Raw genomic sequence first — 25,863 nt, forward strand, 5'->3', positions numbered from 1 at the left:
GAGGCGAGCTAACGGCACACACGCCACCTTTCTTTAGGGTATATCCCTAATAAATTTTCATTTCGAATTCGCCGCCGATTTATTACAAATGCATTTCAATCAACCGCGCCGGATCGGTACCGCGTCCCGCCCCTCTACGACAATCCCCCCGTGCAACGCCCCATCGCCCCGCCACCTCTTACCGTCATCCACCTGAATGGCCCGATCAACAGCGGCAAGACGACGATCGGTCTCGCGCTCGCACGCGTGCTGCCCGATGCGCGCTTCATCGACGGCGACGATCACGATGCGCCCGAGGATGCGCCGTTCGACGTGCAGTGGGCGATCGCGCTCGAACGTCTCGTCGCGCAGATCACGAACGCGCGTGAGTGTCATCTGGTCATCGCCTATCCGATCGGCGAAACGGAATTCGAGCGGCTCCGTGCCGCCTGCGACGCGCGCGATGCGCGGTTGTTCGTCGTAACGCTCGCGCCGCCTGAAGCGGTCGCCTCGTCGAATCGAGGCTCGCGCGCGCTGACGGACTGGGAGCGGAACCGGATCGCCGAGATGTATCGCGAAGGCTATGCGTCGCGGCCATTCAGCCAGATGGTGGTCGATACGTCCGATGCGACGCCTGATGCTTGTGCAGCGCGAATTGCGCAGCACGTCGCAGTCACGGAGTCATAACGCCTGCGCTCGCGACTACGCGAGCGTGCACGCCATGGAGTTGCACCAATCGCGCTTGCCGTTACCCAGCGGATAGCAACAGCATCACCCACGGAAGGAAAACGTTTACTCTTCCGAGGCTTCTTGTTAGCATCGTTCCCGATCGGCTGACCCAGGCACGTGGAAAGCCGATCGAAAGCTCCGTTATTCCACCGATTTTCCGCATCCTTTTACTCGTTGTCGCGTCATACCTGCTTTCTGTATTTTGGAGTGCTTTCTATGGGCAACCGATCTCGCTTCGACGATCGCGCACCTGAAAAGGAAAACGTTACCCACAACATGGTACCCAGCCATGGACCATCAGAGAGAGACACCATGAAGAACAGAGTCATCCCGTGCGTCGTCGCCGTTCTGTCCGTTGCGTGCCTGTCCGCGTGCGGCGGCGACGATCCGGCCAGCCCGGCCGCCGCTGCCCGCCAGCAGGCCACCGCGATGGCGCTCAGCCCGTCGAACCCGCCCGGCTCGAACTTCAACCTCGCGCCGTTCACGCTGCAGTTGCCGACCGGCTCGTCCGGCAAGGTCGACACGGTGAGCGGTTCGTCGCTCGCGGGCGGCTACGTGAACCCGACGTACTTCTATACCGACGGCAGCGATGGATCGATGGTGATGATGGACCCGACGCAGGGCTGGACAACGTCCGGCTCGCTGCATCCGCGCACCGAATTGCGCGAGAACGCGATCTGGCCGACCTCCGGCACGAACCGGCTGAATGCGACGGTGGCCGTCACGCAGGTGCCCGATCACACGACGATCGGCCAGATCTTCCAGGGCACCGGCCCGAGCAAACCGCTGTGCGAGTTGCAGTTCACGTCCGGCGGCGTCGTGCAGTTGCTGCTCGAAAGCACCAACCAGGGCGGCAAGGCGACGACCACGCCGATCACCACGGTCGGCGTCGGCAAGCAGTTCAGCTACGCGCTGAGCCTGAGCGGGACGACGATCACCGTCACGGCGAACGGCACGACCAAGACCTTCACGATGGATTCGAGTTTCGACGGCGAGAGCTTCTACTTCAAGGCGGGTGACTACGACCAGACGGCCGTGTCCGGCACGCCGCTGACGACGCCCGGCACCGTCGTGAAGTTCTATGCGCTGACGCTCACGCACAGCTGATCGCGTCTCGATGGAGTACGCCGGGCGGGCATGCGATGCGTCCGCCCGGTGCCCAGGTGCCGATCTCGCGTTGATGAGTGAGGCGCCAAATGGAAAACTCTCGCTGCGCGACTCGCGCTGCCGCCCCGGGAACAGGACCGGATGGCGCACGCATTCCATCTCGCAGAACCATGAGCGCCGTCACACCACCGCGACCTGCCGGTCTTCACGCTCGCACGCGGCGGCCGCACGCGCGTTGAGCCGAACCGCCGTTGCCCCCGCAACGATCATGCCCTCCCCGTCCCGCGCGGCGTCCACGAACCGCTCCGCAATCCAGTCGACGAACGCGCGCACGCCGGGCGACACATGCGGCCGCTTCACGTAGACGGCCGACACCGCGATCGCGCCGGGCCGCCAGCGCGGCAGCACTTCGCGCAACCGCCCCGCGTCGATCAACGGCTGCGCGGCGACGCGCGGCGGCTGGATCAGCCCGAGGCCGTGCACGCCGCACGCCAGATACGCCGGCTCGTCGTCCACGCTGACGATCCCGTCGAGCCGCACCTTGCGCACGGCGCCATCGACGAGAAAATCGAGTTCGGCCGTGCGCTGGCCCGGCACGGACGACACGCCGACCGCGCGATGCGAGGCCAGATCGTCGAGCGTGCGCGGCACGCCGTGGCGGTCGAGATACGCGGGGCTCGCGCACGTCACGCGCTCGAGCCTGCCGAGCCGGCGCGCGACGAGCGACGAATCGGGCAACTCGCCGAGCCGGACGCTGCAGTCGATCGCGTCGCCGACCCTGTCGGCCGCACGCCCGGATACCCCCAAGGTCAGCATCAAGTCGGGATGCCGCGCATGAAACGCGCCAAGCGCCGGCAGCACGATCGCGTCCGCGACCGCCGCCGGCAGCTCGACGCGCAGCGGCCCGCTCGGATGCAGCGCGGCGCCGCGGATGCTGGCCTCGAGCTCGTCGACATCCGCCGTGATGCGCACGCAGCGCCGGTAATACGCGTCGCCTTCGGGCGTCGCCCGCAGCGCGCGCGTCGTGCGCACCAGCAAAGGCATGCCGAGCGCCGTTTCGAGCTCCTGCACGGTCCGCGTCGCGGTGGCGCGCGAAATGCCGAGCGCCTGCGCCGCACGCGTAAAGCTGTTCATTTCGACGATGCGCGTGAAGATGCGCATCGAGCGGATCGGATTGTCCACCGGACACCCCTGCATGGTTGCCGCATGCCGCGGCGCGCATTCGCGTGCCGTGCATGCGTGTCGAGGAACGCCGCGCCGCCGGCGCGGCAGACGGTTCAGCCGTTCGCCGCCTCGGCGCCGCGCGCCGGTTCGTCGAGCAGCCGCCGCGCGAGCGCGAGCGCGTCGTCGCGGGTTGCGGCTGCGTTCAGCGGATAACCCCACACCTTCTCGAATGCGCCCGAGAATGCATCGAGCGCCACCCGCCGCGACGCGTCAGGCTCGATCGCGATCATCGCGGGGATCCATTCACGCGACTGCGCGCGGTTGGCCTTGCTCCACTTCGCGAGCTGCTTGCGCAACGCGTGATCGTCGGCGCCGCGATCGTCGCCGGACGGCGCGTCGTCGGTCAGGAAAACGAACGGTTCGCGACGCGCCAGCAACGCGTCGAGTTCGGCGATCAGGCGGGCGGGTTCGGTATGCGTCGAACCGGTGTAACGCAGCCAGACAAACGGGAATTCGGTCGTGACGATTTGCATGTCGACCTCCATATGAGAACGATTCTCATTTTATGGATCGAGGCCCGCGGCGTCATTTATCGTCCCGGCCAACCGCTTGCTCAATCCGGCCAATCGCGCACGTGCGGCGCGAACCGCGCGGTTCAGCGTTGCCGGTCGGTCAGGAATTGCGTCGGCGACTTGCCGGTCGCCTTGCGGAACATCGTCACGAAACTGCTCGCGCTCTCGTAGCCGAGATCGATCGCGATCTGGTGCACGCGGCGGCCGGTCGTCAGCATCCGCAGCGACAGCGCGACGTGCAGCCGCCGGCGCCAGTCGCCGAGGCTCATCCCGAGCTCCTTCGCCGCGAGCCGCGTCAGGCTGCGTTCACTGATGCCCACGCGCCGCGCGAGTTCGGGCAGCGGCGACTTGTCGGCCGGATCGTCGAGCAGATGGTCGATCAGCTTGCGCAGCCGCCGGTCGGCCGGCATCGGCAGGTACAGATCCTCGACCGGCGCCGCGACGAGTTCGTCGAGCAGCGTCGCCATCAGCCGCCCTTGCGGCCCGTCGATGTCGTACAGGTTCGGAAAGCTCGCCGCCTTCAGCAGCAGTTCGCGCAGCAGCGGCGACACCGACAGCGTGCAGCAGCGCGCAGGCAGGTCGAGCGCGGCGTCCGGCTCGACCAGCACCGCATAGAACGTCGCGCCGGCCGAGCCGCGCGCCGCATGCGGGACGTCGCCCGGAATCCACACCGTGCACTGCGGCGGCGCGCTCCACACGCCGCCGTCGATCTCGCAGTAGATGACGCCGCTCAGCGTGTAGAGCAGTTGCGCCTGCGGATGGCTGTGCCGCTCGAGCCGCCATTCGGGCTCGACGACCGAGCCGCCGAACACGACAAGCGGACGCGGCACGTGAAAGACTGCGTCATCCGCCGCGGGATCGGTGGTGGGTGGAAGCTTGCGCATGAAGGCGGACGATGGAGGAAGCCGGACGCGCTGCCCGCGCGTTCTCTCGTGCTTATACCAGAAAGGTGCCGGGAGCAGCCGTGCGGTTGCCCCGGCTGCGTCTGCAGCCGCATGCCGAAGCGAATACAATGCCCCGATCCCCCGCCGCTGCGCCAACCTGCCGGAGCCGCCATGTTCGACCTGACCACGCTGACCACCTTCACGGCCGTCGTCCTGGGCCTGTTCCTGATCCCCGGCCCTGCCGTGCTGCTCGTGCTGAGCCGCACCGTGCAGGGCGGCCGCAAGACCGGCATCCTGACCGGCCTCGGCGTCGCCAGCGGCGATTTCGTGCATACGCTGTTCGCGGCGGTCGGCCTGTCGGCGCTGCTGATGACGTCGGCGCTCGCGTTCAATGTCGTGAAGGGGGTCGGCGCCGCGTACCTGATCTACCTCGGCGTGCGCGCGCTGATCGAGAAGCCGTCCGATCCGTCGTTGCCGAGCGTATCGCCCGTCACGCCGCTCAAGGCGTACCTGCAGGCGATCCCCGCCGAAGTGCTGAATCCGAAGACCGCGCTGTTCTTCCTCGCGTTCATGCCGCAGTTCGTGCATCCGGAACGCGGCTCGACGTTCGTGCAGTTCGCGGTGCTCGGGCTGATCTTCGTCGTGCTCAGCTCGCTCTACACGACGCTGATCGCGTGCTCGATCCGCCCGCTCGGCCGCATCGTGAAGCGGCTCACGTGGCTCACGCGCTGGCAGGGGAAGATCATCGGCTCGATCTTCATCGCGCTCGGGCTGCGCGTGGCCGTGCAGCAGCGCTGACGCGCGCGGCCGCATGACATCCAGCACGGCGCCCGCCGACGAAGCCCTCTATACCGACCCACGACTCGTCGCGGTCTACGACCTGTTCAACGCGGGCGATCGCGATTTCGCGTTCTACGCATCCGTGATCGGCACCGCGCGACAACGCATTCTCGACCTCGGTTGCGGCACCGGCACGTTCGCGCGCCGGCTCGCGGCGGCCGGGCACGACGTCGTCGCGATCGATCCCGCGCCGGCGATGATCGATTACGCACGACGCCAGCGGGACGCCGACGCGGTACGCTGGATCGCCTGCGATCTAGCCGGCCTGCCGCCCGACGCCCGGTTCGATGCGGTCGTGATGACCGGTCACGCATTCCAGTGCCTGCTGACCGACGACGACATCGACGCGACATTGCGCCGCGTGCGACACGTGCTCGCCGACGGCGGCCGTTTCCTGTTCGATACCCGCAACCCGCGCGTCGAGCCGTGGCGTGCATGGACACCGGAGCATTCGGCACGCAGCGTCGAATCGCGCGAATCCGGCGTCGTCGATCTCCATCATGCGGTGCGCGCGGTAGACGGCGCGATCGTGACGTTCGACACGTACTACCGTTTCCGCCGCGACGACACATTGCTGACGAACACGAGCCGGCTGCGCTTCATCGCGCAACCTGAATTGCAGGCGCGCATAGTCGCAGCCGGATTCTCGTCGGCCGACTGGTCCGGCGACTGGCAACGCGCACCGTTCGATGCCGCGACCAGCGCGGAGATCATCGCGATCTGCCGCGCGTGAGAGCGTGTTCGATGACGTCAGCCCGCAACGGGCAGCGTGTCCACCGCATACGCATGCTGGAGCATGCGGCCCGATTACCCGATACTGGAGGCTCACCATGCCCTTCCCGCTTCATCCCGCGCAGGTTCGCGCGCTGCTCGAATGCTATCTGCGCGCGAAGGACCTGAACCGCCCCGCGCTGATCGCCGACTGCTTCGCGGCCGATGCCGAGCTGAGCTTTTCGCTCGCGAACGACGATATCGATTTTCCGCCGCACGTGACCGGCGCGGCGGCCATTGCGCGCACGCTGGTCGAGGAATTCGGCGAGCGGTTCGAGCGGTGCCGGACCTATTACGTTTGCACGGAACCCGAAGTCGACGCGCACGGCGTCAGCGGGATGTCGTGGCTCGTCGTGATGCGACAGAAGGACAACGGCGCGTTGCGGATCGGGCATGGCACGTACCGTTGGCGGTTCGCGGGCAACCGCGAAAGCGACGACGACGCGCGGATTGCCGCGCTGCACATTCATATCGCCCGGATGGATACGATCGACGATCCGAAGTCGGCGAAACTCGATGCGCTGCATGCGGCGTTCGGATATCCGTGGCTGCCGGCGCACGCGTTCGCGCGCGGGCTCGAGGATGTCGCGGCAGCGCAGCCGGAGTGGGCATTCCTGGCGCCATTCCGGCAGGCAGCGGGGGCGGCATAATCGATCCCGCCGGCCGCGTGCCGGGCCCTCCGGCTCCACGCGGCGTCCGCGCTGCCGTACTCGTCATGCCCCGTTGAGTGCCTGCCGCACGCCCTCCCAATCCAGCCCGAACCGCGCGAGATACTTGCGCAGCCGGTCCGCATCGTTCGGCTGCTTCTTGCTCTGCCGCGATACCGCGAACAGCGTGCGCCCCGCCTCCGACAGGCTCGCCGACACGCGGCACACATCGAGCACGCGTTCGAGCTGCGCGCGGTCGAACAGGTCGAGTTCCGCCGCACGCGCGCCGAACACCGCGTCGACCCAGCCATCGGACGCACCCGCGCCGCCCGGCGGCGACCACGTGCGCGTCAGCCGCTCGACTTCCTGCTCGGCGAGCGCTTCGGTAATCCGCCCGGCATCGGCCAGCGTCGCCATCCGCGTGACCGACGCGGACAGCTCGCGGAAGTTGCCGGGCCACGCCGCACGCGGCGACGCAGCGAACGCGAGATAGCGCCGCTTTGCCTCGACGTTGAAACGCACCTGCTCGCCCTGCTCGCGGCCGAAACGGTCGAGTTCGAATTCGAGGTTCGGCTCGATGTCCTCGCGCCGCTCGGCCAGCCCCGGCAGTTCGTACGTCCACAGGTTGATCCGCGCATAGAGATCCTCGCGGAACGTGCCGGCCGCCACCATCTGCCGCAGGTCGCGATGCGTGCCCGCGATCAGCTCGAAATCGCTGGTGGCCTCGACGTCCGCGCCGACCGGCAGGAAACGCTTCTCCTCGATCGCCTTCAGCAGCATCGCCTGTTCGTCGAGCCCGAGTTCGCCGATCTCGTCGAGAAACAGCAGGCCGCCGTCCGCCGCGCGCAGCAGCCCGGCCCGCGCAGATTGCGCACCCGTGAACGCGCCCTTCACATGACCGAACAGCGTCGACATCGCCGCGTCGCCGCGCAGCGTCGCGCAGTTGATCTCGATGAACGGCCCCGCGAGCCGATGGCGGCCGCGCTTCAGCTCGTACACGCGCTTCGCGAGAAACGACTTGCCGGCGCCCGTCGGCCCGACCAGCAGCATCGGCGCACGCGAACGCACGGCCACGCGCTCCAGTTGCTCGATCAGCGCGTTGAAGCGCGCGTTACGTGTCGCAATGCCGGCCTTCAGGAACGACACGGTTTCGTCGCGCTCACGGGTGAAGCGCTGCGCGATGCGGTTGTAGCGCGACAGGTCGAGATCGATCACCGACATCGTGCCGGGCCCGCTCAATCCTTCGTCGGTCTTCTGCGGCGGCGCCGTCTGCGCGAGACGCGCCGGCAGGTAGCGCGCTTCGGCCAGCAGGAACCAGCAGATCTGCGCGACGTGCGTACCGGTCGTGATGTGGATCAGGTAATCCTCGTGGTCGAGATCGAACGGGTAGGCGCGCGCGAAATCATGCAGCGTCGCATAGACCTCCTCGAAATCCCACGGGTCGCGAATCTCCATCGGGATGAGCCGCACGTCGGTGTGCGGCGACACGCGCTCGAGATCCTGTTTCACGCGGTTCGCGAGACGGGCGTAGTTCGGCGAATGCAGCAGTTCGAGCCGGTCGATCGGCGTGTCGCGCTGTTCGCACAACGAAATCGTCGGCCGCCAGTTACGCCAGCGGCGCTGCGAGCCGCCGCCCTGGTCGAGCACGGTACCGAGAAAACCGATCGCGACGGTCTTGCGCATGTTTATCCCACAAGATAATTGACGATCTGATTGTATCGAATTTTCAGGATCTGGCTACGGCCTGATTTCCCTAAGCAACCCGCCACACAAAATAATTCCCCTTTTATTTCAACGGCTTGGGGTTTATCGAGCACATCAAGCCGCCTACTGGCACGCTCCTCGCTAAATAGAAGGCGCCGGATGTCCCGCTGGCCCGCGAGCCAGGGTTCAACAAGCCCTGCTGGTGCGCCGCCGCCGAACCTGGTTCGTCGCGGTCGCGTATGCCGCCATGGGCAGACGAAGGCAAACGGGCGCGTACTGGAACTTCGCCCGGGTTCGAATCCCGGGGCGCCCACCGTTCGGTAGCTCATTTGGGTAGAGCAGCCGGCGCAAGCCGGTGTGTAGCGGGTTCGAATCCCGCTCGAACACTGTCCGCAAGGGCAGTCTCTTGATAGCAGCAGTACCCGCCGGTGCGGGCCGCGAGGCCCGCCGCGCGTCGGACCGGTTGCGGTTCCGCGCGATCGGCCGGACGGCCGCACGGCCCGCGCGAAGGCGCACGACGACGCGATGCAGGATGCGTCGCCGCGCACTTCGGCGCCGGGCCGGCGCGCCGCCCGCCCGGTTGCGTCGCCCCGCGATCCGCACGATGCGTGTCACCCGGCGGTCATTGAAGAAAAGGACAAGAATATGTGGATGCGACATGTGGTGAAAAAGAACGAACGCGCGCTGCTGATGAATGAGGGCGATTTCGTGAAGGTGCTGGAACCGGGCGTGTTCAAGGCCTTCGATCCGTTCAAGCGTTTGTCGGTGCAGACCGCGCGTCTCGACGCGCCGCTCGCCGACGCGGCACTGGCCGACTACCTGCGTCACGACGCACCGGACGTAATCGCCCGGCACTTCGTCGCGATGGATCTCGCCGACGACGACGCGGGCCTGCGCTACGAAGACGACGTGCTCGTCGAGATCCTCGCGCCGGGCACGCGCCGGCTGTACTGGCGCGGCCTGACCGCGCACCGTCTCGAACGCGTCGATCTCGCGCAGGACAGCATGCTGCCGGCCGCCCTCGTGAAGCGCATCGCGCAACCGGCGCTGCGTGCGCGCGGGGTGGCGGGCCTGACGGGCGTGTTGCTGGCGCAGGTGCCGGCGTACCACGTCGGCGTGCTGAAGATCGACGGCAAGATCGAGCGGCTGCTGGACGCGGGTGTCGCGGCGTTCTGGCGCTTCAACCGCGACGTCGCGGTCGAACTCGTCGACCTGCGTTTGCAGGCGATCGAAGTCGGCGGGCAGGAAATCCTGACGCGCGACAAAGTCGCGCTGCGGCTCAACCTGTCGGCGACGTGGTGCTATGCGGACGTGCTGCACGCGTTCGGCCAGTTGCAGAAGCCGGTCGAACACCTGTATCGCGAGCTGCAGTTCGCACTGCGATCGGCTGTCGGCACGCGCTCGCTCGACGAACTGCTGGAAGACAAGCAGTCGATCGACGACGTCGTGATCGCGCAGGTGCGTGCCCGCCTCGGCGATTCGGGCGTGGACGTGCGCAGCGTCGGCGTGAAGGATATCGTGCTGCCGGGCGACATGAAGACGATCCTCGCGCAGGTGGTCGAAGCGGAGAAGTCCGCGCAGGCGAACGTGATTCGCCGCCGCGAGGAAACGGCGGCCACGCGTTCGCTGCTGAACACCGCGAAGGTGATGGAAGAAAACCCGACCGCGCTGCGGCTCAAGGAACTGGAAACGCTCGAGCGCGTCGCGGAACGGATCGACCGCATCTCGGTGTTCGGCGGCCTCGACCAGGTGCTGAACGGACTCGTCAGCATCAAGGGCGCATAAGGCTCGAAACAAGCGGCGCGGCGCATGTGCACCGCGCCGCACGAATGAATGAATCAGGTGAAGCAAATGAGCAACATGGATTATCAGGTCATGGAACTGGCCAACGGCAAGCCGGTGAAGATGTGGACGCAAGGCGTCGCCATCGAGGACGAAGCGCGCGCGCAACTGCGCAACACCGCGCAGATGCCGTTCATCTTCCGCCACGTCGCGGTGATGCCGGACGTCCACCTCGGCAAGGGCTCGACGATCGGCAGCGTGATCCCGACCAAGGGCGCGATCATTCCGGCCGCGGTCGGCGTCGACATCGGCTGCGGGATGATGGCCGCGCGCACGACGCTGACGGCGTCCGACCTGCCGGATTCGCTCGCCGGGCTGCGCAGCGCGATCGAGCGCGCGGTGCCGCACGGTCGCGCACCGGGCCGCCGCGATCCGGGCGCGTGGGGCGACCGCACGCCGGCCGCCGTGACCGAATCGTGGAAATCGCTGCAACCGGGCTTCCAGCGGATCGTCGACAAGTATCCGAAGCTGGAAAAGACGAACCACTACGCGCATCTCGGCACGCTCGGCACCGGCAATCACTTCATCGAAGTGTGCGTCGACGAAGCGGACCACGTGTGGTTCATGCTGCACAGCGGCTCGCGCGGCGTCGGCAATGCGATCGGCAGCCTGTTCATCGAGCTCGCGCAGGCCGACATGCGGCAGCACATCGCGAACCTGCCGGATCGCAACCTCGCGTATTTCACCGAGGGCAGCCGCCACTTCGACGACTACGTCGAGGCGGTCGGCTGGGCGCAGGACTACGCGCGCCGCAACCGGCAGGCGATGATGGACGCGGTGATCGGTGCGGCGCGCGGCGTGATCGCGAAGCCGTTCTCGGTCGACGAACACGCGGTGAACTGCCACCACAACTACGTGCAGCGCGAACGCCACTTCGGCGAAGACGTGCTCGTGACGCGCAAGGGTGCGGTGTCCGCGCAGAAGGGGCAGCTCGGGATCATTCCGGGCTCGATGGGCGCGAAGAGCTTCATCGTGCGCGGGCTCGGCAATCCGGAAAGCTTCTGCTCGTGCAGCCACGGCGCGGGCCGGACGATGAGCCGCACCGAAGCGAAACGCCGCTTCACGGTCGACGACCAGGTGAAGGCCACCCAGGGCGTCGAATGCCGGAAGGACGCGGGCGTCGTCGACGAAATCCCGATGGCCTACAAGGACATCGACGCGGTGATGGCGGCCCAGCGCAGCCTCGTCGAAGTGGTGCATACGCTACGCCAGGTGGTGTGCGTGAAAGGATAGCGCGGTGCGCGGCCGATGGCCGACGGCCGCGCGCAACGAAAGGGAAACGACAACAATGAAAACGGAAAAAGCAATGACGACCGTGCGCAGCGCACACCCGGTCGACCCGGCCGTGCGGGCGCGCGTGATGGCGGAGCTCGCGGAAGTCGAGCGCCGCCACGACGTGCGCGTGCTGTTCGCATGCGAATCGGGCAGCCGCGGCTGGGGGTTCGCATCGCCGGACAGCGATTACGACGTGCGCTTCGTGTATGCGCACCGGCGCGATTGGTACCTGAGCGTCGAACCGCAACGCGATGTGATCGAGCGGCCGCTCGACGACGAGCTCGACGTCAGCGGCTGGGAACTGCGCAAGGCGCTGCAACTGCTGCGCCGCTCGAACCCGACGCTGCTCGAATGGCTCGACTCGCCCGTCGTATATCGCGAAGACGCACGCTGGGCGCCGCGGCTCAGGTCGCTGGCATCGGCGTTCTTCTCGCCGGTGCGCGGGCGGCACCACTACCTCGCGATGGCGAAGAAGAACTTTCGCGGCTATCTGCAAGGCGACACAGTGCGCTACAAGAAGTACCTGTACGTGCTGCGGCCGCTGCTCGCGGCACGCTGGATCGACATGGGGCTCGGGATGCCGCCGATGCGCTTCGCGGATCTCGTCGACGGCACCGTGCACGCGCCGGCGGTGCGCGCGGAACTGGACGCATTGCTCGCGCTGAAGATGAGCGCGAACGAAAGCGAATACGGGCCGCGCCGGCAGGCGATCCACGCGCTCGTCGAGACGATGCTGGCCGATGCCGAGCACGATCGCGAATACAAGCGGCCGTGGGGCGACGTGGCGATGCTCGACGCGTTCCTGCGCGACGTGGTCGACGGTCGATGACAAGTGAACGGCGCGATGCCTGCGGGCATCGCGCCGTTTTCGCATCCGCACGTGTCCGCCCCATGCCGGCCAGCCATGGTCGTGCCCGCACACTACGCGTCGTCGTCACGATCGCAGCCGATTGCGGCGGTATACTCGATGCCGTTCGGTAAAGCGCGCCGCCGCATGCGCCGCAGCCTTCGACCTGTCCCGCTTGCTGACGATGCGCTTGCAGCCCGACGTTTCCGCCCGCCCATCCACCGTCGATACGAACCGTCATGTCGCACCGCCTTTCGCTCGCCATCGCCGCGCTCCTCGCCGTTTCCCCGATCGTTGCCCAGGCTCGCCCGCTCGCGCGGCCGCCGGTCGAGCGCGATTTCAAGGACTGGTCGGTCGTCTGCGACAACGGCAACCGTTGCATTGCCGAAAGCCAAGCCGACGATAGCGACGACGCACGCACCCGCCTCATCCTGCGCGTGACGCGCGATGCCGGCCCGGACGCGCAAGCATCGCTCGACCTCTACGCGTCGGCGCCGCTGGACCTGCGCACCGCCCGCGTGGACGGCCGCCCGTTCGATGCAATGGCGGCCCAATGGCATGCGTTCGGCGGCAAACCGGACGATGACGAAGCGTACCCGTTCCGGATCCGGACCCACGATCCGGCAACGGTTGCCGCATGGCTCACCGCGTCGCGCAATGCGCAACTGCTGAGCTTCGGCGATCCGACGTCGGCGCAAACCGCCCGCACGCCGTTGACGGGATTGAATGCCGCGCTGCTGTTGATCGACGACACGCAGGGCCGGGTCGGCACCGTCACCGCGCTGCTGCGCCCAGGCACCCGGGCGGCATCGTCGGTGCCGGCCGCACCGGCGCTGCCGCCCGCCGTCACGCCGGCACCGGCCGTCGCGAACCTGTCGGCCGCCGAGCAACGCTCGCTCGTCGACGCGGTGCTCGCGAAGTTCGGCGGCGACGTGAAGCAATGTGCGGCCGATGTCGAAGACGAAATGCCGGCGAGCGATCGCAGGAAGGCGTCGCGCGCCGTGGCGATCTCCGCCGACGAAGCCCTAGTCGCGATACCGTGCCAGACCAGCAGCATGTATAACCACACCGACCTGTGGTATCGCGTGCGACGGATGGCGCCGCTCACGCCGACACCGATGAATTTCGGCGAGAACGCGAACGCGGGGCTCGATTCGGCGTCGTTCGCGAACGAACTGACCGACGCCGCCTACGACTCCGCCACCGCGACGCTGTCGAGCAAGGTCCGGCTGCGCAGTCTCGGCGATTGCGGCTCGACCGCATCGTGGATCTTCGACGGCCGGCGCTTCGTGCTCGCCGATATCGCCACGCACGGCACGTGCAACGGCCTGTTCGACGATCAGTGGCCACGCCTGTATCGACGGGCGGATGCGGCAGCGAGCCGCTGACGCGCGTCGCACCGAAACACGCCGGCAGACATCACCCATAACAAACCGAGGGGCCGCAGCATGTATCTCCCGTTCATCGATGCGTCGCGCCACGCGAGCGCGACGCGGCGCACGCGCGGCTGGCGTGGCGCGCTTGCGTTCGCGCTGGTCGCCATCACCGCGTTCGCGTCAGCGCCGGTGCGCGCGGCAAGCGCCGACGATTCGGTCGAAATCCCGTTCTGGTCGCGTAACTGGACCGGCACGATCGGCAACCGGCATGTCGAAGTGTCGTTGTCGCGCGTGGCCGATGCGGTATCGGGCTGGTACTGCTACGCGCCCTGCACGTCCGACAAACGCTATCGGCTCGCATTGAAGGGAACGCTCGACGCACACGGCGCCACGCTATCGGAGCGCGACAGCGGCGCGAAAGCGAACGCCGAGCGCGTAACGGGCACGTGGCGCGTTGCCTCCCTCGACAATGCCGTGACCGGCACCTGGGCGTCGCCGGACGGCAAGCGCACGCTGCCCGTCTCGCTCGCGCCGAAACAAGACGGCAGGCCGTTCCCTTACGAGATCCGCCTCGTCGCGGACAAGCTGCCCGACGACGGCAGTGCGTGCAACGATCCACCGCACGTTTCCGCGATCCGCCTGTACGATCGAGGCCGCCTCGTACAGACGCTGCAGACCGATTCGCAAGGCACCTGCAGCCTGTTCACGCCCGAATTCGCCGACGTGAATTTCGACGGCTGGCCCGACCTGATGCTCGCGCAAGCATTGGGGGCGAGCCCGAACATTCCGTACCAGACGTGGATTTTCGATCCGAAGACGCGGCGCTTCGTCGATGCGCCGCCGGGGCTGCAGGGCATCACGTCGCCGGATTTCGATCCCGAGCACCGGATCATCTGGACAAGCTGGCGCGCGAGCTGCTGCGAGCATGGCGTGACGACTTACCGCTGGCAGGGCGACGACGTGAAGGAAGTCGACTCGGCCAGCAGCTACATGCTGCCGGTGCTCGACGGGAACACGCGTCGTTATTGCTACGTCGTGCCCGGCTACGGCGACGGTTACATCGAGTTTCCGCAGCGGATCGAGCAGACCGACACCGGGCTGCGTTCGACACTGGGCGACCCGAAGGCGTGCGACGCGAACGATTCGCCGTGGATGTCGCGCGTGTACATCGATATCTGGAAGCCGGGCGCGCCCGGCCATGCGCCGACGCGGGTACGCACCGAGAAGGTCACGTGGAAGCGCACACAAACCCGCGCCGGCATGAAGTTCTGCCCCGATGTCCCGTTCTACGACAACGGCCGCATCCGCCGCCTCGTGCTGCGCGACGAGCCCGACCAGTGCGAAGAGAAGAATCCCGACAAGAACTAGCGTGCGGGACGGCCGCACGCGCGCCCCGCCATCACACTACGCGCCGACGATCGAGATCGAGAACCCGTCCCAGCCCTTCTGCCCGACCGTCTGCACGGCGGTCGTCGTGACGTTCGGGGCGGCCGCGAGCCGCGCGAACCCGTCGCGCACGCCGACCACGTCGGGCTCGCGATTGTCCGAATCGGCCACGCGCCCGCCGCGCACGACGTTGTCGACGACGATCACCGTGCCGGGCCGCGACAGCTTCAGCGCCGCGTCGAGATAGGCCGGGTTGTTGTCCTTGTCGGCATCGATGAAGATGAAATCGAACGGCGCTTCACCCGCGTCGATGAGCCGCGCGAGGCTGTCCTTCGCGCTGCCCACCACGACCGTCACGGCCTGTGCGAACCCTGCACGTGCGATGTTCCGGGTCGCGACCTGCGCATGCGCGGGGTTCAGTTCGAGCGTCACGAGCGTGCCGCCCGGCGGCAACGCGCGCGCGAGCCAGATCGTGCTGTAGCCGCCGAGCGTGCCGACCTCGAGGATCCGCCGCGCGCCGCGAATCGACGCGAGCAGTTGCAGCAGCTTGCCCTGGTTCGGCGCGACGTTGATCGCGGGCAGCCCGGCCGCGTCGCTCGCCGCCAGCGCGGCGTCGAGCGCGTCGTCGGACGGCACGAGCGTCGCGGAGAAATACGCATCCACCTGGTTCCAGTGATCCTGATTCATCGCGCACCCCTTGTTTGCGGAACAGGCATTTTATGCGTCGCCCCGCCATAAGCAACACACCATTCGTTCTAAAGCTGGCCGCGCACGTGCTCCTATAATCGCTCGACCACCACAACAACGGAAGGAGCACCCATGACCGATCAGGCCGCATCGAACTGGCGTCTCGAAACCATCGCCGTGCACGGCGGTTATCGTCCCGACCCGACCACGCGCGCCGTCGCCGTACCGATCTACCAGACCGTCGCGTACGCATTCGACGACACGCAGCACGGTGCCGACCTGTTCGACCTGAAGGTCCAGGGCAACATCTACACGCGGATCATGAACCCGACGACAGACGTGCTCGAGCAACGGATCGCCGCGCTCGAGGGCGGCATCGGCGCGCTGGCGCTTGCATCGGGGCAATCGGCCGTCACGTACGCGATCCAGACGATCGCCGAAGCCGGCGACAACATCGTGTCCGCGAGTTCGCTGTACGGCGGCACCTACAACCTGTTCGCGCATACGCTGCCGCAATACGGGATCACTACGCGCTTCGCCGATCCGCGCGACCCCGCATCGTTCGAGCCACTGATCGATGCGCGCACGAAGGCGATCTTCGCGGAATCGGTCGGCAACCCGCTCGGCAACGTCACCGACATCGCCGCGCTCGCCGAAGTCGCGCATCGCCACGGCATCCCGCTGATCGTCGACAACACGGTGCCGTCGCCGTACCTGCTCCGCCCGTTCGAGCACGGCGCGGACATCGTCGTGCACTCGCTGACGAAGTATCTCGGCGGGCACGGCACGAGCCTTGGCGGCGCGATCGTCGATTCGGGCAAGTTTCCGTGGGCCGAGCATGCGGACCGCTTCAAGCGGCTGAACGAGCCCGACGTCAGCTATCACGGCGTCGTCTACACGGAAGCGTTCGGGCCGGCCGCCTATATCGGCCGCGCGCGCGTGGTGCCGCTGCGCAACATGGGCGCGGCGATCTCGCCGTTCAATGCATTCCAGCTCCTGCAGGGCATCGAAACGCTGGCGCTGCGCGTCGAGCGGATCAGCGACAACGCGCTGAAGATCGCGCAGCATCTCGCGCGCCACGACAACGTCGAATGGGTGAACTACGCGGGCCTGCCCGATCACCCCGACCATGCGCTCGTCGCGCGCTACCTGTCGGGCCGCGCGCCCGGCATCCTGACGTTCGGCGTGAAGGGCGGCCGTGACGGCGGCGCGAAATTCCAGGACGCGCTGAAGCTGTTCACGCGGCTCGTCAACATCGGCGACACGAAATCGCTCGCGACGCACCCGGCATCGACGACCCACCGGCAACTGTCGCCGGCCGAACTCGCGAAGGCCGGCGTGAAGGAAGAAACGGTGCGGCTGTCGATCGGCATCGAGCATATCGACGACCTGCTCGCGGATCTCGACCAGGCGCTCGCGCAGCTTTGACCGGCACCGGCGCGCCGGCTTGCCGGTGCGCGCCGCATCGAATGGGTTGACCTTGAAGCGGCTTCAAGGTGTTCAATTGCCGGTTGATGCCGGGGCCACGCCCCCGCGCGTATGAACCGTACAATGCAGCCGGGCAGCGCGACGCCGGGCCCGCTGCGGTACGCCAACCGTTCGAGAGGCCTCATGACACCGACCGCGAAGCTTGCGCTGCTCACGTTGCCGCCCGTGCTGGCGGCCAGTTTCGGCGCCCTCGCGGCCGCCTGGCGTGCCCCCGGCCCGAAAACGTCCAGCGTCATCCAGCATTTCACCGGCGGCATCGTGTTCGCGGCCGCCGCGCTCGAGCTGCTGCCGCAGGACCGCGCGCATGCGCTGTTTCCGGTCGTCGTCGGCTTCGTGCTCGGTCTCGCGCTGATGCTCGCGATCCGCGCGCTGTCGGGGGCGATCGAGACGCGCTTCGAGCAAGCGCGGCTGCCCGTGAGCCTCATCATCGTCACCGCGATCGATCTCGTCATCGACGGCCTCGTGCTCGGCATCGCGTTCTCGGCAAGCGACGAAAGCGGCATCATCCTGACCGTCGCGCTCACGCTCGAGGTGCTGTTCCTCGCGCTGTCGGTCAGCGCGGCGCTCGCGGCCGCCGGCATCGGCCGCGTGCTGTCGATCGTCATACCGGTCGGGCTCGCGGCGCTGCTGAGCCTCGCGGCCGTTGCCGGCAACGCGGCGTTCGCCGGACTTCCGCCCACGATCTACGCGGCGCTGCTCGGGCTGGGCACCGTCGCGCTGCTGTACCTCGTCACCGAGGAACTGCTGGTCGAAGCGCACGAGGTACCCGAAACGCCGTTCGCGACGGCCGCGTTCTTCATCGGCTTCATCGTGTTCTTCCTGATCGAAGGATCGGTGAAGGCCGGATAAGCCCGGCGCGGCTGCGCACCGGCTACCACGTCGTCGCGCCCGTCGGGTACGACTCGACGATGCGCGTGCCGTTGACGGGCGTCACGCCTTCGTTGCGCAGCGCCGCCCACAGGTCGATCGCATGTTCGCGCGACTTGCGGCTGCCGTCGTCGGTCAGCACGTTCAGCGCGATCACTTCGTCGCGCGTCGTCAGTTGCAGCTGCTCCTTCAGCTTGCGCGACTGATGCGATGCGGTGCGCATCTCGCCGAGCACGATCCGCTGCTCCGCGGAAATCGATCCGCCGCCTGCATCGGCGGGCACGAACGTCAGCCGGCCGTTGTCGACCTCGCATTGCCCGCGCGTGAACGTCGCGCTCCACGCGCCGGCCGGCACGGCCGCGAACTCGCAGCGCATCCGCTCGCTCGCGCGCCGGCCGACATCGTGCGCCGACGCGTGCGACAGCGCACGTTCCGGCCAGCCGACCGCCATCGCGGCCGTCGACATCAGGGTCGCCGCAAGCAGGATTCCTTTCGCGAAATGACGCATGGCGCCCTCCTCTTCGTGTAGGGGGGGCGGCCGACAGGCACTGCGCCGGTCGGCCGCGAGTGAACGATCAGCGAACCGCAAAACGGTTGTCGTGCGCATCGACCAGCGGCGCCGTCTCGCCGCGATGCACGGTCGCGCGATGGATCTCCTGATTGCGTGCGACGGCGGCCGGGCTTGCCGGGTAGTCGTGACTCGGGCTCGGGATCGCGCCGTCGTGGCGCGCGCGCACCAGTTCCTGACGGACTTCCTGCCGGGTCTTCTGCTGCTCGGCCACTGCCTGCGAGAATGCCGCAAACGATAGTGCGGCGGCGGCGATGACGATCATCGGTCTCGGAATATTCATGTGGTTCGCTCCTTGCTGTTGATCCATGACAGGAGCCTTCACTTTGATCCGGCGGCGGTGCGGAATCGTGATCGCAGCATGACGGTTTCGTCATCGCCGTGACATCCGCTGCATCGCGCTGCGAATGAAAAATTCGTCGTCGGTTTTTGCGTCCATGATTACGTGCTGTCGAAGCGTACCGATCTCTACGCGGTCGGCGCGTGGCAACGCGCGAACGGCGAACAGCGCACGCTCGACGGCGGCACGCAAACGGCGCAGGCGTCGATCGACTCTTATGGCTATGGCGGAACGCGCACGCAGGGCATCGTCAATCTCGGGTTGCGCCACCGGTTCTGACCGCGCAGGCAATACGCGCGCCGCATGACGAAAATTTCATGTTCCGATCAGGTTCGCGAAGCGTCGTGTCGCTACGATCGTAAACGTGACGGGCAGCGCCCGTTCCAGACCACGCAAGCGAGTCGCTGCCGCACGGCACGTCACGCATTAGGCCCGGACACGTCGAGTGCCGGGCATTTTTTTGGTTGCGCCCACATGATCAGGGTGTCGAATTGCGCTGCGGGAACAGGCACGGATGCGTTTTCACGTACAGGTTCGGGTTGCCGCAGCGATGCCCGGCATAGTCGATCTGCTCGCCGGGCATGAGATCGGCCGGCACCGACTTTTTAGCCACGGCCGGCGTGGCCTGCGCAGTTGACGTCGTGCCGGAACGTGTCGATGCGCATCCCGCGAACAACGGGACGATCAGGACTGCGATCCAGGCTAGGCGAGTGGCGGGACGATACACGTTTCAAGTCCGGTGTGAAGTTCAGAACAGGGCCGCCCGCTTGCCATACGGCTGTCGCGAACGGCGCGAATGCCTCCGGCCACATCGACCCTCGGCAGACTTCATGTTCCGCTTCCCGCTCATCGCGCCCGTGACGCGAACATGACGAATGCGTCATGTCGACTGCCCCCGAACGGCGTATCTGCGCATCACGCTATCTGACGCATTTTTCATCTCGCGATCACGATCACGCACGGCTGCTTTTGCATACTGGGTCCATGGTTCGCCACCCGGCGGCCCTGATCAAGGAGAGCACTCGATGAAAAAGGCAAAATTCGCAGCACTGTTCGTCACCGCCGCGCTGTCGCTCGGCATGGCCACGCAGGCCGCGTTCGCGCAGACGCAGACGCAGGGCAAGACCCGCACGCAGGTCGTCAATGAACTGAAGCAGGCACAGCACGACGGCGTCGTGCCGACGAGCAAGACGCAGTACCCGCCGACCGGCGAGCTCGTCGCGCGCAACAAGGAGCTTCACGGGATGTCGGTGCATGGCGGCGAGAAGAAGCCGCAGACCGACAATCACGACAACCTGACCGCGCGGTAATGACGCTCGGCCACACGACCGCGGGCAACGCGCCGCGCGCGGCCGCCTCATGGCGAACGCGCGGGCGGGCCCGCCCGCGGTGTCAGGTGCTGACGACCGCCGGCCGTTTCAGTTCGGCCGGCTGGCGCGGAAAGCGCAGCCAGAACGTCGTGCGACGGCCCGGGTCGCTGTCGACGCCGCATTCGCCGCCGTGGTTATCCATGATCGACCGGACGATCGCGAGGCCGAGCCCCGTCCCCGACGCCGAATTGTGCCGCGACGGATCGACGCGATAGAAGCGCTCGAAGATCTTTCCGACGTGCTGGGCCTCGATGCCGGGCCCCGTATCCGACACGGCAATGGTCGTCGCACCGCCCTGCTCCACACAGTCGATCGTCACGACACTGCCGCGCGGCGCGTACCTCAGCGCGTTCGACAGCAGGTTGCTCAGCGCGCGCTGATACAACGTCAGATCCGCATCGACCCACGCATGACCGTCGACCTTCACCGTCACGCCGGCATCCTCCGCCAGCGACTCGTAGTATCCGGCGACGCGCCCCGCCTCTTCCGACGCGTCCAGGCGCCGCACGCTGATTGACGTGCCGGCCTGTTCCGAACGCGCCAGGAACAGCATGTCCTCGATCATTCGCGACAGTCGCTGGTATTCGTCGATGCTCGACTCGATCACGTTCCGGTATTCATCCGCGCTGCGCGGCTGCGACAGCACGACCTGCGCGGCCGCTTGCAGGTTCGTGAGCGGCGTGCGCATGTCGTGCGCGAGATTCGACGAGAACTGGCTCAGCCGCGTGAACGATTCGTTCAACCGCCCGAGCATGCCGTTGAACGCGTGCTCGAGCTCCTTCAGCTCGCCGGCCGTATCGAGCGCCGGCAGCGGATGCGCGAGCCGGCTCGTCGACATCTGTTCGGCGCGCGCCGCGAACCGCCGCAGCGGGCTCAACCCGAGCGCCGCGATGCCGTATGCGATCGCGGCCGCGAGCACCACGCCGAACACCTCGATCACGACGATCGTATAGGCGTGCGTGCGCAGCAACAGCACGTCGGCGCTACGGTCGTACTGCACCACGACGCGCACCACGGGCGCGCCTGCGCCGGCAAGCGGCACGGTTGCCACGAGATACCGCTGCCGCACGCCGGGAGGTGCGATGCCGACCGGCACACGCCCTGCATCCAGCGACATCAACGGCGCGACCGAACGGAATCCGGGCGTGCCGACGAGGCGCGTCCCCGTCGCATCGAAGATCGCGAGATCCATGTTCGGATGGCCGTGCAACTGATCGATCCAGATATCGGTGTTGCGCGCGACGTCGGCCGTCGAGCGCGCTTCGGCCAGGTGCGCACCCAACGCGGCGGAAATGCCGGCCATCTGCTCGGCCGCCGTCGTTTCGATGCGATTGCTCAGTGCTTCATAAAGCGCAACGCCGCTCGATGCGAGGATGACCGACGTCGACAGGATGATCAGCGCGGTCAGGCGTCCGCGCAGCGTGCGCGGCAGCAGGCGCGCAATCATGCCGCGCCGCCGCGCGCCTCGAGCACGTAGCCCATCCCGCGCACGGTGTGGATCAGCTTCGGGTCGTACGCGTCGTCGATCTTCGAGCGCAGGCGCCGGATCGCCGAATCGACGACGTTCGTGTCGCTGTTGAAATTCATGTCCCAGACCTGCGACGCGATCGTCGCGCGCGGCAGGATCTCGCCCTCACGGCGCATCAGCAGCCAGAGCAGCGCGAATTCCTTCGCGGTCAGCAGGATCGTGTCGCCCTGCCGCGTGGCCTTGCGGCGCGTCAGGTCGAGCTCGAGGTCGGCCACGCGCAGCGTGTTCGAGTCGCGCGGCTGGCCGCGTCGCAAAATCGACTTGATGCGCGCGGTCAACTCGACGAAGTCGAACGGCTTCGCGAGATAGTCGTCGGCGCCGAGCTCGAGCCCTTTCACGCGATCGCCGACGTCGTCGCGCGCCGTGAGGAACAGCACGGGCGTCGACTTGCTGCGCCGCAGGTTCTGCAGCAGCGTCCAGCCGTCCTGCCCGGGCAGCATCACGTCGAGCACGAGCAGGTCGTACTCCTCGGTCTCCGCCTGATGCTGGCCCGTGATGCCATCCTCGACCCAGTCGACGACGTAGCCGGCCTCCGTGAGCCCCTTGCGCAGGTAGGCGCCCGTCTTCGGTTCATCTTCGACAATCAGAATTCGCATCACGTATTACCCTTGAAGAAACCCAACCGGCGCAGCACGCCCATGCCGAAGCTGCCGCCGAAACTGCCCCAAAGGGCGGCGCGCCACGACACTGCATGACTGACACGGTACAGCACGGGCAGCACCAGCAGCGTCAACGCCGTGGACGACAGGATACCGCCGATCACGACCGTCGCGAGCGGGCGCTGCACCTCGGCGCCGGTGCCGGTCGCGAACGCCATCGGCAGGAAGCCGAGCGACGCGACCAGCGCGGTCATCAGCACCGGCCGCAGCCGCGTGAGCGCGCCTTCGCGCACGGCGGCCTCGAGCGGCATCCCTTCATCACGCAGGTTGCGGATGAACGAGATCATCACGAGCCCGTTGAGCACGGCCACACCGGACAGCGCGATGAAGCCCACCGCCGCCGTGATCGACAGCGGAATCCCGCGCAGCCACAGCGACACGACGCCGCCGCTCAGCGCGAACGGAATGCCGGTGAACACGAGCAGCCCGTCCTTCGCGTTGTTGAACATCACGAACAGCAGCACGAACACCATGAACAGCGCGAGCGGCACGACCAGCTTCAGGCGCTCGCTCGCGCTTTGCAGCTGCTCGAACTGCCCGCCCCACGACACCCAGTAGCCGGCCGGCACGCGCACGTCCTGCTGCAACCGCTCGCGCGCATCGGCGACGAACGAGCCGACGTCGCGGCCGCGCACGTTCGCGCTGACGACCACCCGCCGCTTGCCGTCCTCGCGGCTGATCTGGTTCGGGCCCGGCGCGACGTCGATCGTCGCGAGCTCCGCGAGCGGCACGTACGGCGCCGCCGCGAGCGGCGCGCGGGCGCCGGCCGCGGGTGCGGGCAGCGCGATCGGCAGCCGCTTGATCGCCTCGATGTCGGAGCGCAGTTCGTCGGGCAGCCGCACGACGATGTCGAAGCGGCGGTCACCCTGGAACAGCGTGCCGGCCTTCTGCCCGCCGACGGCCGCGGCCACCGAGTCCTGCAGGTCGGCAACGCTCACGCCGTAGCGCGCGAGCTTGTCGCGATCGAGGTTGACGGTCAGCACGGGCAGGCCCGTGGTCTGCTCGACCTTTACTTCGGACGCGCCAGGGACCTTCTGCAGCGCGCCCGCGATCTGCTCGCCGGTCTGGTTCAGCACGGCCATGTCGTCGCCGAAGATCTTCACGGCGACGTCGCTGCGCACGCCCGAGATCAGCTCGTTGAAGCGCAGCTGGATCGGCTGCGAGAACTCGTACGCGCTACCCGGCAGCTCGGCGAGCGCTTCCTCGATCTCGCGCACGAGTGTGTCGCGCGGCTTCTTCGGGTTCGGCCACTGGTCGGCCGGCTTCAGCATGATGTAGCCGTCCGACAGGTTCGGCGGCATCGGGTCGGCCGCGATCTCGGCCGTGCCGGTGCGCGCGAACACGCGCTCGATCTCGGGGAAGCGCGCCTTCAGCGTCTTCTCGATCGACTTCTGCATCTCGACCGACTGCGACAGGCTCGTGCCGGGAATCCGCAGCGCGGAAACGGCCAGGTCGCCTTCGTTGAGGCTCGGGATGAACTCGCTGCCGAGCCGCGTGGCGAGCCCGAGGGTGACCAGCACGATGGCGCCCGCGCCGATCATCACGCGCGCCGGGCGCGTCATGAACGCGGCGAGCGCCGGTTCGTACGCACGTCGCGCCCAGCCCATCAGCCGGTTCTCCTTCTCCTCCACGCGCTCGCCGATGAACAGCGCGACGGCCGCCGGAATGAACGTGACGGTCAGCACCATCGCGGCCGCGAGCGCCATCACGACGGTCATGGCCATCGGGTGGAACATCTTGCCTTCGACGCCCGTCAGCGCGAAGATCGGCAGGTACACGACCATGATGATCAGTTGCCCGAAGATCAGCGCGCGGCGCGCTTCCCGCGACGCGCCGAACACTTCGGCGAAGCGCTCGTCGCGTGTGAGGGGCCGCCCGGCCGCCGCCTGCGCATGCGCGAGCCGCCTGACGCAGTTCTCGACGATCACCACCGCGCCGTCGACGATGATCCCAAAGTCGAGCGCGCCGAGGCTCATCAGGTTCGCGCTCACCTTCGCGTTCACCATCCCGGTGAAGGTCATCAGCATCGACAGCGGGATCACGAGCGCCGTGATCAGCGCCGCGCGCATGTTGCCGAGGAACAGGAACAGCACGGCAATCACGAGGATCGCACCTTCGAGCAGATTCTTCTTCACCGTCGCGACGGCCTTCTCGACGAGCACGGTGCGGTCGTATACGGGAATCGCCTTCACGCCGGACGGCAGCGTGCGGTTCACGTCTTCCATCTTCGCGGCGACGGCCTTCGCGACCGTGCGGCTGTTCTCGCCCATCAGCATGAAGACTGTGCCGAGCACGACCTCCTCGCCGTTCGAGGTCGCCGCGCCCGTGCGCAGCTCGCGGCCGATGTCGACCACTCCGATGTCCTTCATCCGCACCGGTACGCCGCCGACGTTGGTCAGCACGATGTTCGCGATATCGTCGACGGTGCGCGCCTGGCCCGGCACGCGCACCAGATACTGCTCGCCGCGCTTCTCGATGTAGCCGGCGCCGACGTTGTCGTTGTTGCGTTCCAGCGCGCGCACGACGTCGGCGAGCGTCAGCCCGTACGACATCAGCTTCGCCGGGTTCGGCGCGACGCGGTATTCCTTCACGTAGCCGCCGATCGAGTTGACCTCGGTCACGCCGCGCACGTTGCGAAGCTGCGGCCGGACGACCCAGTCCTGCAACTCGCGCAGGTCGGCCGCCGTATAGCGCGTGCCGTCGGGCTTGCGCGCAGCCGCGTCGGCCTCGACGGTCCACAGGTAGATCTCGCCGAGGCCCGTCGACGTCGGCCCCATCGCGGGCGCGATGCCGGGCGGCAGCTTGTCCTTCGCTTCCTGGATGCGCTCGTTGACGAGCTGTCGCGCGAAATAGATGTCGGTGCCGTCCTTGAAGATCACCGTGACCTGCGACAGCCCGTAGCGCGAGATCGAGCGCGTCTGCTCGAGGCCCGGCAGGCCGGCCATCACGGTCTCGACCGGATAGGTGATGCGCTGCTCGGCCTCCAGCGGCGAATAGCCGGGCGCGGACGTGTTGATCTGGACCTGCACGTTGGTGATGTCGGGCACCGCGTCGATCGGCAGCTTCTGGTAGCTGAACACGCCCAGCGCGGCCACGGCCGCGATCGCCAGCATCACGAGCCAGCGATGCGCAATCGCAAAGCGAATCAGGCGCTCAAACATGACGGGATTCCTTGAAACGGGGGACGGTCACCCTCGACGGACGGGCCGCCCGGCCGGTCAGGCGGCGGGCCG

The 25,863-nt window shown here is 67.4% G+C and carries 24 protein-coding genes, 1 tRNA gene and 1 pseudogene; 15 read left to right on the plus strand and 11 right to left on the minus strand.

Annotated features, from left to right (window positions below):
* Positions 1-150 precede the first annotated feature (150 nt).
* Complete coding sequence (locus ACPTTC_RS29735; protein WP_423395036.1) at positions 151-666, plus strand: shikimate kinase; 516 nt, start codon at positions 151-153, stop codon at positions 664-666.
* Between the two features lie 354 nt (positions 667-1,020).
* Positions 1,021-1,815 (plus strand): polysaccharide lyase family 7 protein, encoded by a 795-nt coding sequence (locus ACPTTC_RS29740; RefSeq protein ID WP_423395037.1) that lies wholly within the window; start codon positions 1,021-1,023, stop codon positions 1,813-1,815.
* A gap of 180 nt (positions 1,816-1,995) precedes the next feature.
* Here ACPTTC_RS29740 and ACPTTC_RS29745 read toward each other — a convergent pair whose 3' ends face one another.
* The 3 genes from ACPTTC_RS29745 to ACPTTC_RS29755 form a co-directional block, all read right to left on the minus strand.
* Entirely contained in the window at positions 1,996-2,997 is a 1,002-nt protein-coding gene (locus ACPTTC_RS29745) for a LysR family transcriptional regulator (protein ID WP_423395038.1), read from the minus strand.
* Positions 2,998-3,092: 95 nt separating this feature from the next.
* Positions 3,093-3,512 (minus strand): ATP--cob(I)alamin adenosyltransferase, encoded by a 420-nt coding sequence (locus ACPTTC_RS29750; RefSeq protein WP_423395039.1) that lies wholly within the window; start codon positions 3,510-3,512, stop codon positions 3,093-3,095.
* Between the two features lie 122 nt (positions 3,513-3,634).
* The gene (locus tag ACPTTC_RS29755; RefSeq protein ID WP_423395040.1) at positions 3,635-4,435 is read right to left on the minus strand and encodes an AraC family transcriptional regulator; all 801 of its coding nucleotides are present in this window, start codon (positions 4,433-4,435) and stop codon (positions 3,635-3,637) included.
* Positions 4,436-4,606: 171 nt separating this feature from the next.
* Here ACPTTC_RS29755 and ACPTTC_RS29760 point away from each other — a divergent pair, with 171 nt between their 5' ends.
* From ACPTTC_RS29760 to ACPTTC_RS29770, 3 genes are all read left to right on the plus strand, one after another.
* A complete protein-coding gene (locus ACPTTC_RS29760; RefSeq protein ID WP_423395041.1) occupies positions 4,607-5,233 on the plus strand; it encodes a LysE family translocator in 627 nt (208 codons plus the stop codon).
* 13 nt (positions 5,234-5,246) lie between these two features.
* Positions 5,247-6,008, plus strand: coding sequence for a class I SAM-dependent methyltransferase (locus tag ACPTTC_RS29765; RefSeq protein WP_423395042.1), 762 nt, complete (start codon positions 5,247-5,249; stop codon positions 6,006-6,008).
* 97 nt (positions 6,009-6,105) lie between these two features.
* Positions 6,106-6,696, plus strand: coding sequence for a nuclear transport factor 2 family protein (locus ACPTTC_RS29770; protein ID WP_423395043.1), 591 nt, complete (start codon positions 6,106-6,108; stop codon positions 6,694-6,696).
* A gap of 63 nt (positions 6,697-6,759) precedes the next feature.
* Here ACPTTC_RS29770 and rtcR read toward each other — a convergent pair whose 3' ends face one another.
* Positions 6,760-8,376 carry an RNA repair transcriptional activator RtcR gene (gene rtcR, locus ACPTTC_RS29775; RefSeq protein WP_423395044.1) on the minus strand — a complete coding sequence of 539 codons (1,617 nt, stop codon included), beginning with the start codon at positions 8,374-8,376 and terminating at the stop codon, positions 6,760-6,762.
* 335 nt (positions 8,377-8,711) lie between these two features.
* Here rtcR and ACPTTC_RS29780 point away from each other — a divergent pair.
* From ACPTTC_RS29780 to ACPTTC_RS29805, 6 genes are all read left to right on the plus strand, one after another.
* Positions 8,712-8,784: transfer RNA gene (locus ACPTTC_RS29780), tRNA-Cys, on the plus strand.
* Between the two features lie 258 nt (positions 8,785-9,042).
* The gene (locus ACPTTC_RS29785; protein WP_423395045.1) at positions 9,043-10,182 is read left to right on the plus strand and encodes a slipin family protein; all 1,140 of its coding nucleotides are present in this window, start codon (positions 9,043-9,045) and stop codon (positions 10,180-10,182) included.
* 66 nt (positions 10,183-10,248) lie between these two features.
* A complete protein-coding gene (locus ACPTTC_RS29790; protein ID WP_423395046.1) occupies positions 10,249-11,472 on the plus strand; it encodes an RtcB family protein in 1,224 nt (407 codons plus the stop codon).
* A gap of 55 nt (positions 11,473-11,527) precedes the next feature.
* Positions 11,528-12,343: a nucleotidyltransferase domain-containing protein gene (locus tag ACPTTC_RS29795; RefSeq protein WP_423395047.1), complete on the plus strand. Its 816-nt coding sequence runs from the start codon at positions 11,528-11,530 to the stop codon at positions 12,341-12,343.
* Between the two features lie 257 nt (positions 12,344-12,600).
* A complete protein-coding gene (locus ACPTTC_RS29800) occupies positions 12,601-13,749 on the plus strand; it encodes a DUF1176 domain-containing protein (RefSeq protein ID WP_423395048.1) in 1,149 nt (382 codons plus the stop codon).
* Positions 13,750-13,809: 60 nt separating this feature from the next.
* Positions 13,810-15,105 carry an XAC2610-related protein gene (locus ACPTTC_RS29805; RefSeq protein WP_423395049.1) on the plus strand — a complete coding sequence of 432 codons (1,296 nt, stop codon included), beginning with the start codon at positions 13,810-13,812 and terminating at the stop codon, positions 15,103-15,105.
* Positions 15,106-15,141: 36 nt separating this feature from the next.
* On the opposite strand, the gene ACPTTC_RS29810 is transcribed toward ACPTTC_RS29805, so the two are convergent.
* Positions 15,142-15,810, minus strand: a complete 669-nt coding sequence (locus tag ACPTTC_RS29810; protein ID WP_423395050.1) for an O-methyltransferase — start codon at positions 15,808-15,810, stop codon at positions 15,142-15,144.
* 132 nt (positions 15,811-15,942) lie between these two features.
* Between ACPTTC_RS29810 and ACPTTC_RS29815 the strand changes: the two genes are divergently transcribed.
* Both ACPTTC_RS29815 and ACPTTC_RS29820 read left to right on the plus strand, forming a co-directional pair.
* Positions 15,943-17,238: an O-acetylhomoserine aminocarboxypropyltransferase/cysteine synthase family protein gene (locus ACPTTC_RS29815; protein ID WP_423395051.1), complete on the plus strand. Its 1,296-nt coding sequence runs from the start codon at positions 15,943-15,945 to the stop codon at positions 17,236-17,238.
* Positions 17,239-17,421: 183 nt separating this feature from the next.
* Positions 17,422-18,147 (plus strand): ZIP family metal transporter, encoded by a 726-nt coding sequence (locus ACPTTC_RS29820; protein WP_423395052.1) that lies wholly within the window; start codon positions 17,422-17,424, stop codon positions 18,145-18,147.
* A 22-nt stretch (positions 18,148-18,169) separates the two neighbouring features.
* Here ACPTTC_RS29820 and ACPTTC_RS29825 read toward each other — a convergent pair whose 3' ends face one another.
* Positions 18,170-18,673: a hypothetical protein gene (locus ACPTTC_RS29825; RefSeq protein ID WP_423395053.1), complete on the minus strand. Its 504-nt coding sequence runs from the start codon at positions 18,671-18,673 to the stop codon at positions 18,170-18,172.
* 67 nt (positions 18,674-18,740) lie between these two features.
* Positions 18,741-19,016, minus strand: coding sequence for a DUF4148 domain-containing protein (locus tag ACPTTC_RS29830; protein WP_423395054.1), 276 nt, complete (start codon positions 19,014-19,016; stop codon positions 18,741-18,743).
* A gap of 156 nt (positions 19,017-19,172) precedes the next feature.
* Between ACPTTC_RS29830 and ACPTTC_RS29835 the strand changes: the two are divergent.
* Positions 19,173-19,352: pseudogene (locus tag ACPTTC_RS29835) on the plus strand (porin); the annotation flags it as partial.
* Between the two features lie 199 nt (positions 19,353-19,551).
* Here ACPTTC_RS29835 and ACPTTC_RS29840 read toward each other — a convergent pair.
* On the minus strand, positions 19,552-19,686 hold the full coding sequence (locus ACPTTC_RS29840) for a hypothetical protein (RefSeq protein ID WP_423395055.1): 135 nt from the start codon (positions 19,684-19,686) through the stop codon (positions 19,552-19,554).
* Between the two features lie 412 nt (positions 19,687-20,098).
* Between ACPTTC_RS29840 and ACPTTC_RS29845 the strand changes: the two genes are divergently transcribed.
* Complete coding sequence (locus ACPTTC_RS29845; RefSeq protein ID WP_423395056.1) at positions 20,099-20,383, plus strand: DUF4148 domain-containing protein; 285 nt, start codon at positions 20,099-20,101, stop codon at positions 20,381-20,383.
* Between the two features lie 82 nt (positions 20,384-20,465).
* Here the strand turns inward: ACPTTC_RS29845 and ACPTTC_RS29850 are convergent, their stop codons facing one another.
* The 3 genes from ACPTTC_RS29850 to ACPTTC_RS29860 are packed head-to-tail and all read right to left on the minus strand — an operon-like array spanning position 20,466 to position 25,791.
* On the minus strand, positions 20,466-21,890 hold the full coding sequence (locus ACPTTC_RS29850) for a heavy metal sensor histidine kinase (protein WP_423395057.1): 1,425 nt from the start codon (positions 21,888-21,890) through the stop codon (positions 20,466-20,468).
* A complete protein-coding gene (irlR, locus tag ACPTTC_RS29855) occupies positions 21,887-22,567 on the minus strand; it encodes a heavy metal response regulator transcription factor IrlR (protein WP_175952251.1) in 681 nt (226 codons plus the stop codon). The genes ACPTTC_RS29850 and irlR overlap by 4 nt, the downstream gene beginning before the upstream one ends.
* Positions 22,567-25,791 (minus strand): efflux RND transporter permease subunit, encoded by a 3,225-nt coding sequence (locus tag ACPTTC_RS29860; RefSeq protein ID WP_423395058.1) that lies wholly within the window; start codon positions 25,789-25,791, stop codon positions 22,567-22,569. The genes irlR and ACPTTC_RS29860 overlap by 1 nt, the downstream gene beginning before the upstream one ends.
* Positions 25,792-25,863 lie beyond the last annotated feature (72 nt).

The sequence above is a fragment of the Burkholderia mycopellens genome (assembly GCF_964265025.1).
In the GTDB taxonomy this organism is placed as follows: Bacteria; Pseudomonadota; Gammaproteobacteria; order Burkholderiales; family Burkholderiaceae; genus Burkholderia.

Bases quoted from the DNA above. Each gene is read 5' to 3' on its own strand.
- ACPTTC_RS29740 (WP_423395037.1), top strand. From the start codon at position 1,021: ATGAAGAACAGAGTCATCCCGTGCGTCGTCGCCGTTCTGTCCGTTGCG.
- ACPTTC_RS29750 (WP_423395039.1), bottom strand. From the start codon at position 3,512: ATGCAAATCGTCACGACCGAATTCCCGTTTGTCTGGCTGCGTTACACC.
- ACPTTC_RS29755 (WP_423395040.1), bottom strand. From the start codon at position 4,435: ATGCGCAAGCTTCCACCCACCACCGATCCCGCGGCGGATGACGCAGTC.
- ACPTTC_RS29760 (WP_423395041.1), top strand. From the start codon at position 4,607: ATGTTCGACCTGACCACGCTGACCACCTTCACGGCCGTCGTCCTGGGC.
- ACPTTC_RS29765 (WP_423395042.1), top strand. From the start codon at position 5,247: ATGACATCCAGCACGGCGCCCGCCGACGAAGCCCTCTATACCGACCCA.
- ACPTTC_RS29770 (WP_423395043.1), top strand. From the start codon at position 6,106: ATGCCCTTCCCGCTTCATCCCGCGCAGGTTCGCGCGCTGCTCGAATGC.
- rtcR (WP_423395044.1), bottom strand. From the start codon at position 8,376: ATGCGCAAGACCGTCGCGATCGGTTTTCTCGGTACCGTGCTCGACCAG.
- ACPTTC_RS29785 (WP_423395045.1), top strand. From the start codon at position 9,043: ATGTGGATGCGACATGTGGTGAAAAAGAACGAACGCGCGCTGCTGATG.
- ACPTTC_RS29790 (WP_423395046.1), top strand. From the start codon at position 10,249: ATGAGCAACATGGATTATCAGGTCATGGAACTGGCCAACGGCAAGCCG.
- ACPTTC_RS29795 (WP_423395047.1), top strand. From the start codon at position 11,528: ATGAAAACGGAAAAAGCAATGACGACCGTGCGCAGCGCACACCCGGTC.
- ACPTTC_RS29800 (WP_423395048.1), top strand. From the start codon at position 12,601: ATGTCGCACCGCCTTTCGCTCGCCATCGCCGCGCTCCTCGCCGTTTCC.
- ACPTTC_RS29805 (WP_423395049.1), top strand. From the start codon at position 13,810: ATGTATCTCCCGTTCATCGATGCGTCGCGCCACGCGAGCGCGACGCGG.
- ACPTTC_RS29810 (WP_423395050.1), bottom strand. From the start codon at position 15,810: ATGAATCAGGATCACTGGAACCAGGTGGATGCGTATTTCTCCGCGACG.
- ACPTTC_RS29815 (WP_423395051.1), top strand. From the start codon at position 15,943: ATGACCGATCAGGCCGCATCGAACTGGCGTCTCGAAACCATCGCCGTG.
- ACPTTC_RS29820 (WP_423395052.1), top strand. From the start codon at position 17,422: ATGACACCGACCGCGAAGCTTGCGCTGCTCACGTTGCCGCCCGTGCTG.
- ACPTTC_RS29825 (WP_423395053.1), bottom strand. From the start codon at position 18,673: ATGCGTCATTTCGCGAAAGGAATCCTGCTTGCGGCGACCCTGATGTCG.
- ACPTTC_RS29830 (WP_423395054.1), bottom strand. From the start codon at position 19,016: ATGAATATTCCGAGACCGATGATCGTCATCGCCGCCGCCGCACTATCG.
- ACPTTC_RS29845 (WP_423395056.1), top strand. From the start codon at position 20,099: ATGAAAAAGGCAAAATTCGCAGCACTGTTCGTCACCGCCGCGCTGTCG.
- ACPTTC_RS29850 (WP_423395057.1), bottom strand. From the start codon at position 21,890: ATGATTGCGCGCCTGCTGCCGCGCACGCTGCGCGGACGCCTGACCGCG.
- irlR (WP_175952251.1), bottom strand. From the start codon at position 22,567: ATGCGAATTCTGATTGTCGAAGATGAACCGAAGACGGGCGCCTACCTG.
- ACPTTC_RS29860 (WP_423395058.1), bottom strand. From the start codon at position 25,791: ATGTTTGAGCGCCTGATTCGCTTTGCGATTGCGCATCGCTGGCTCGTG.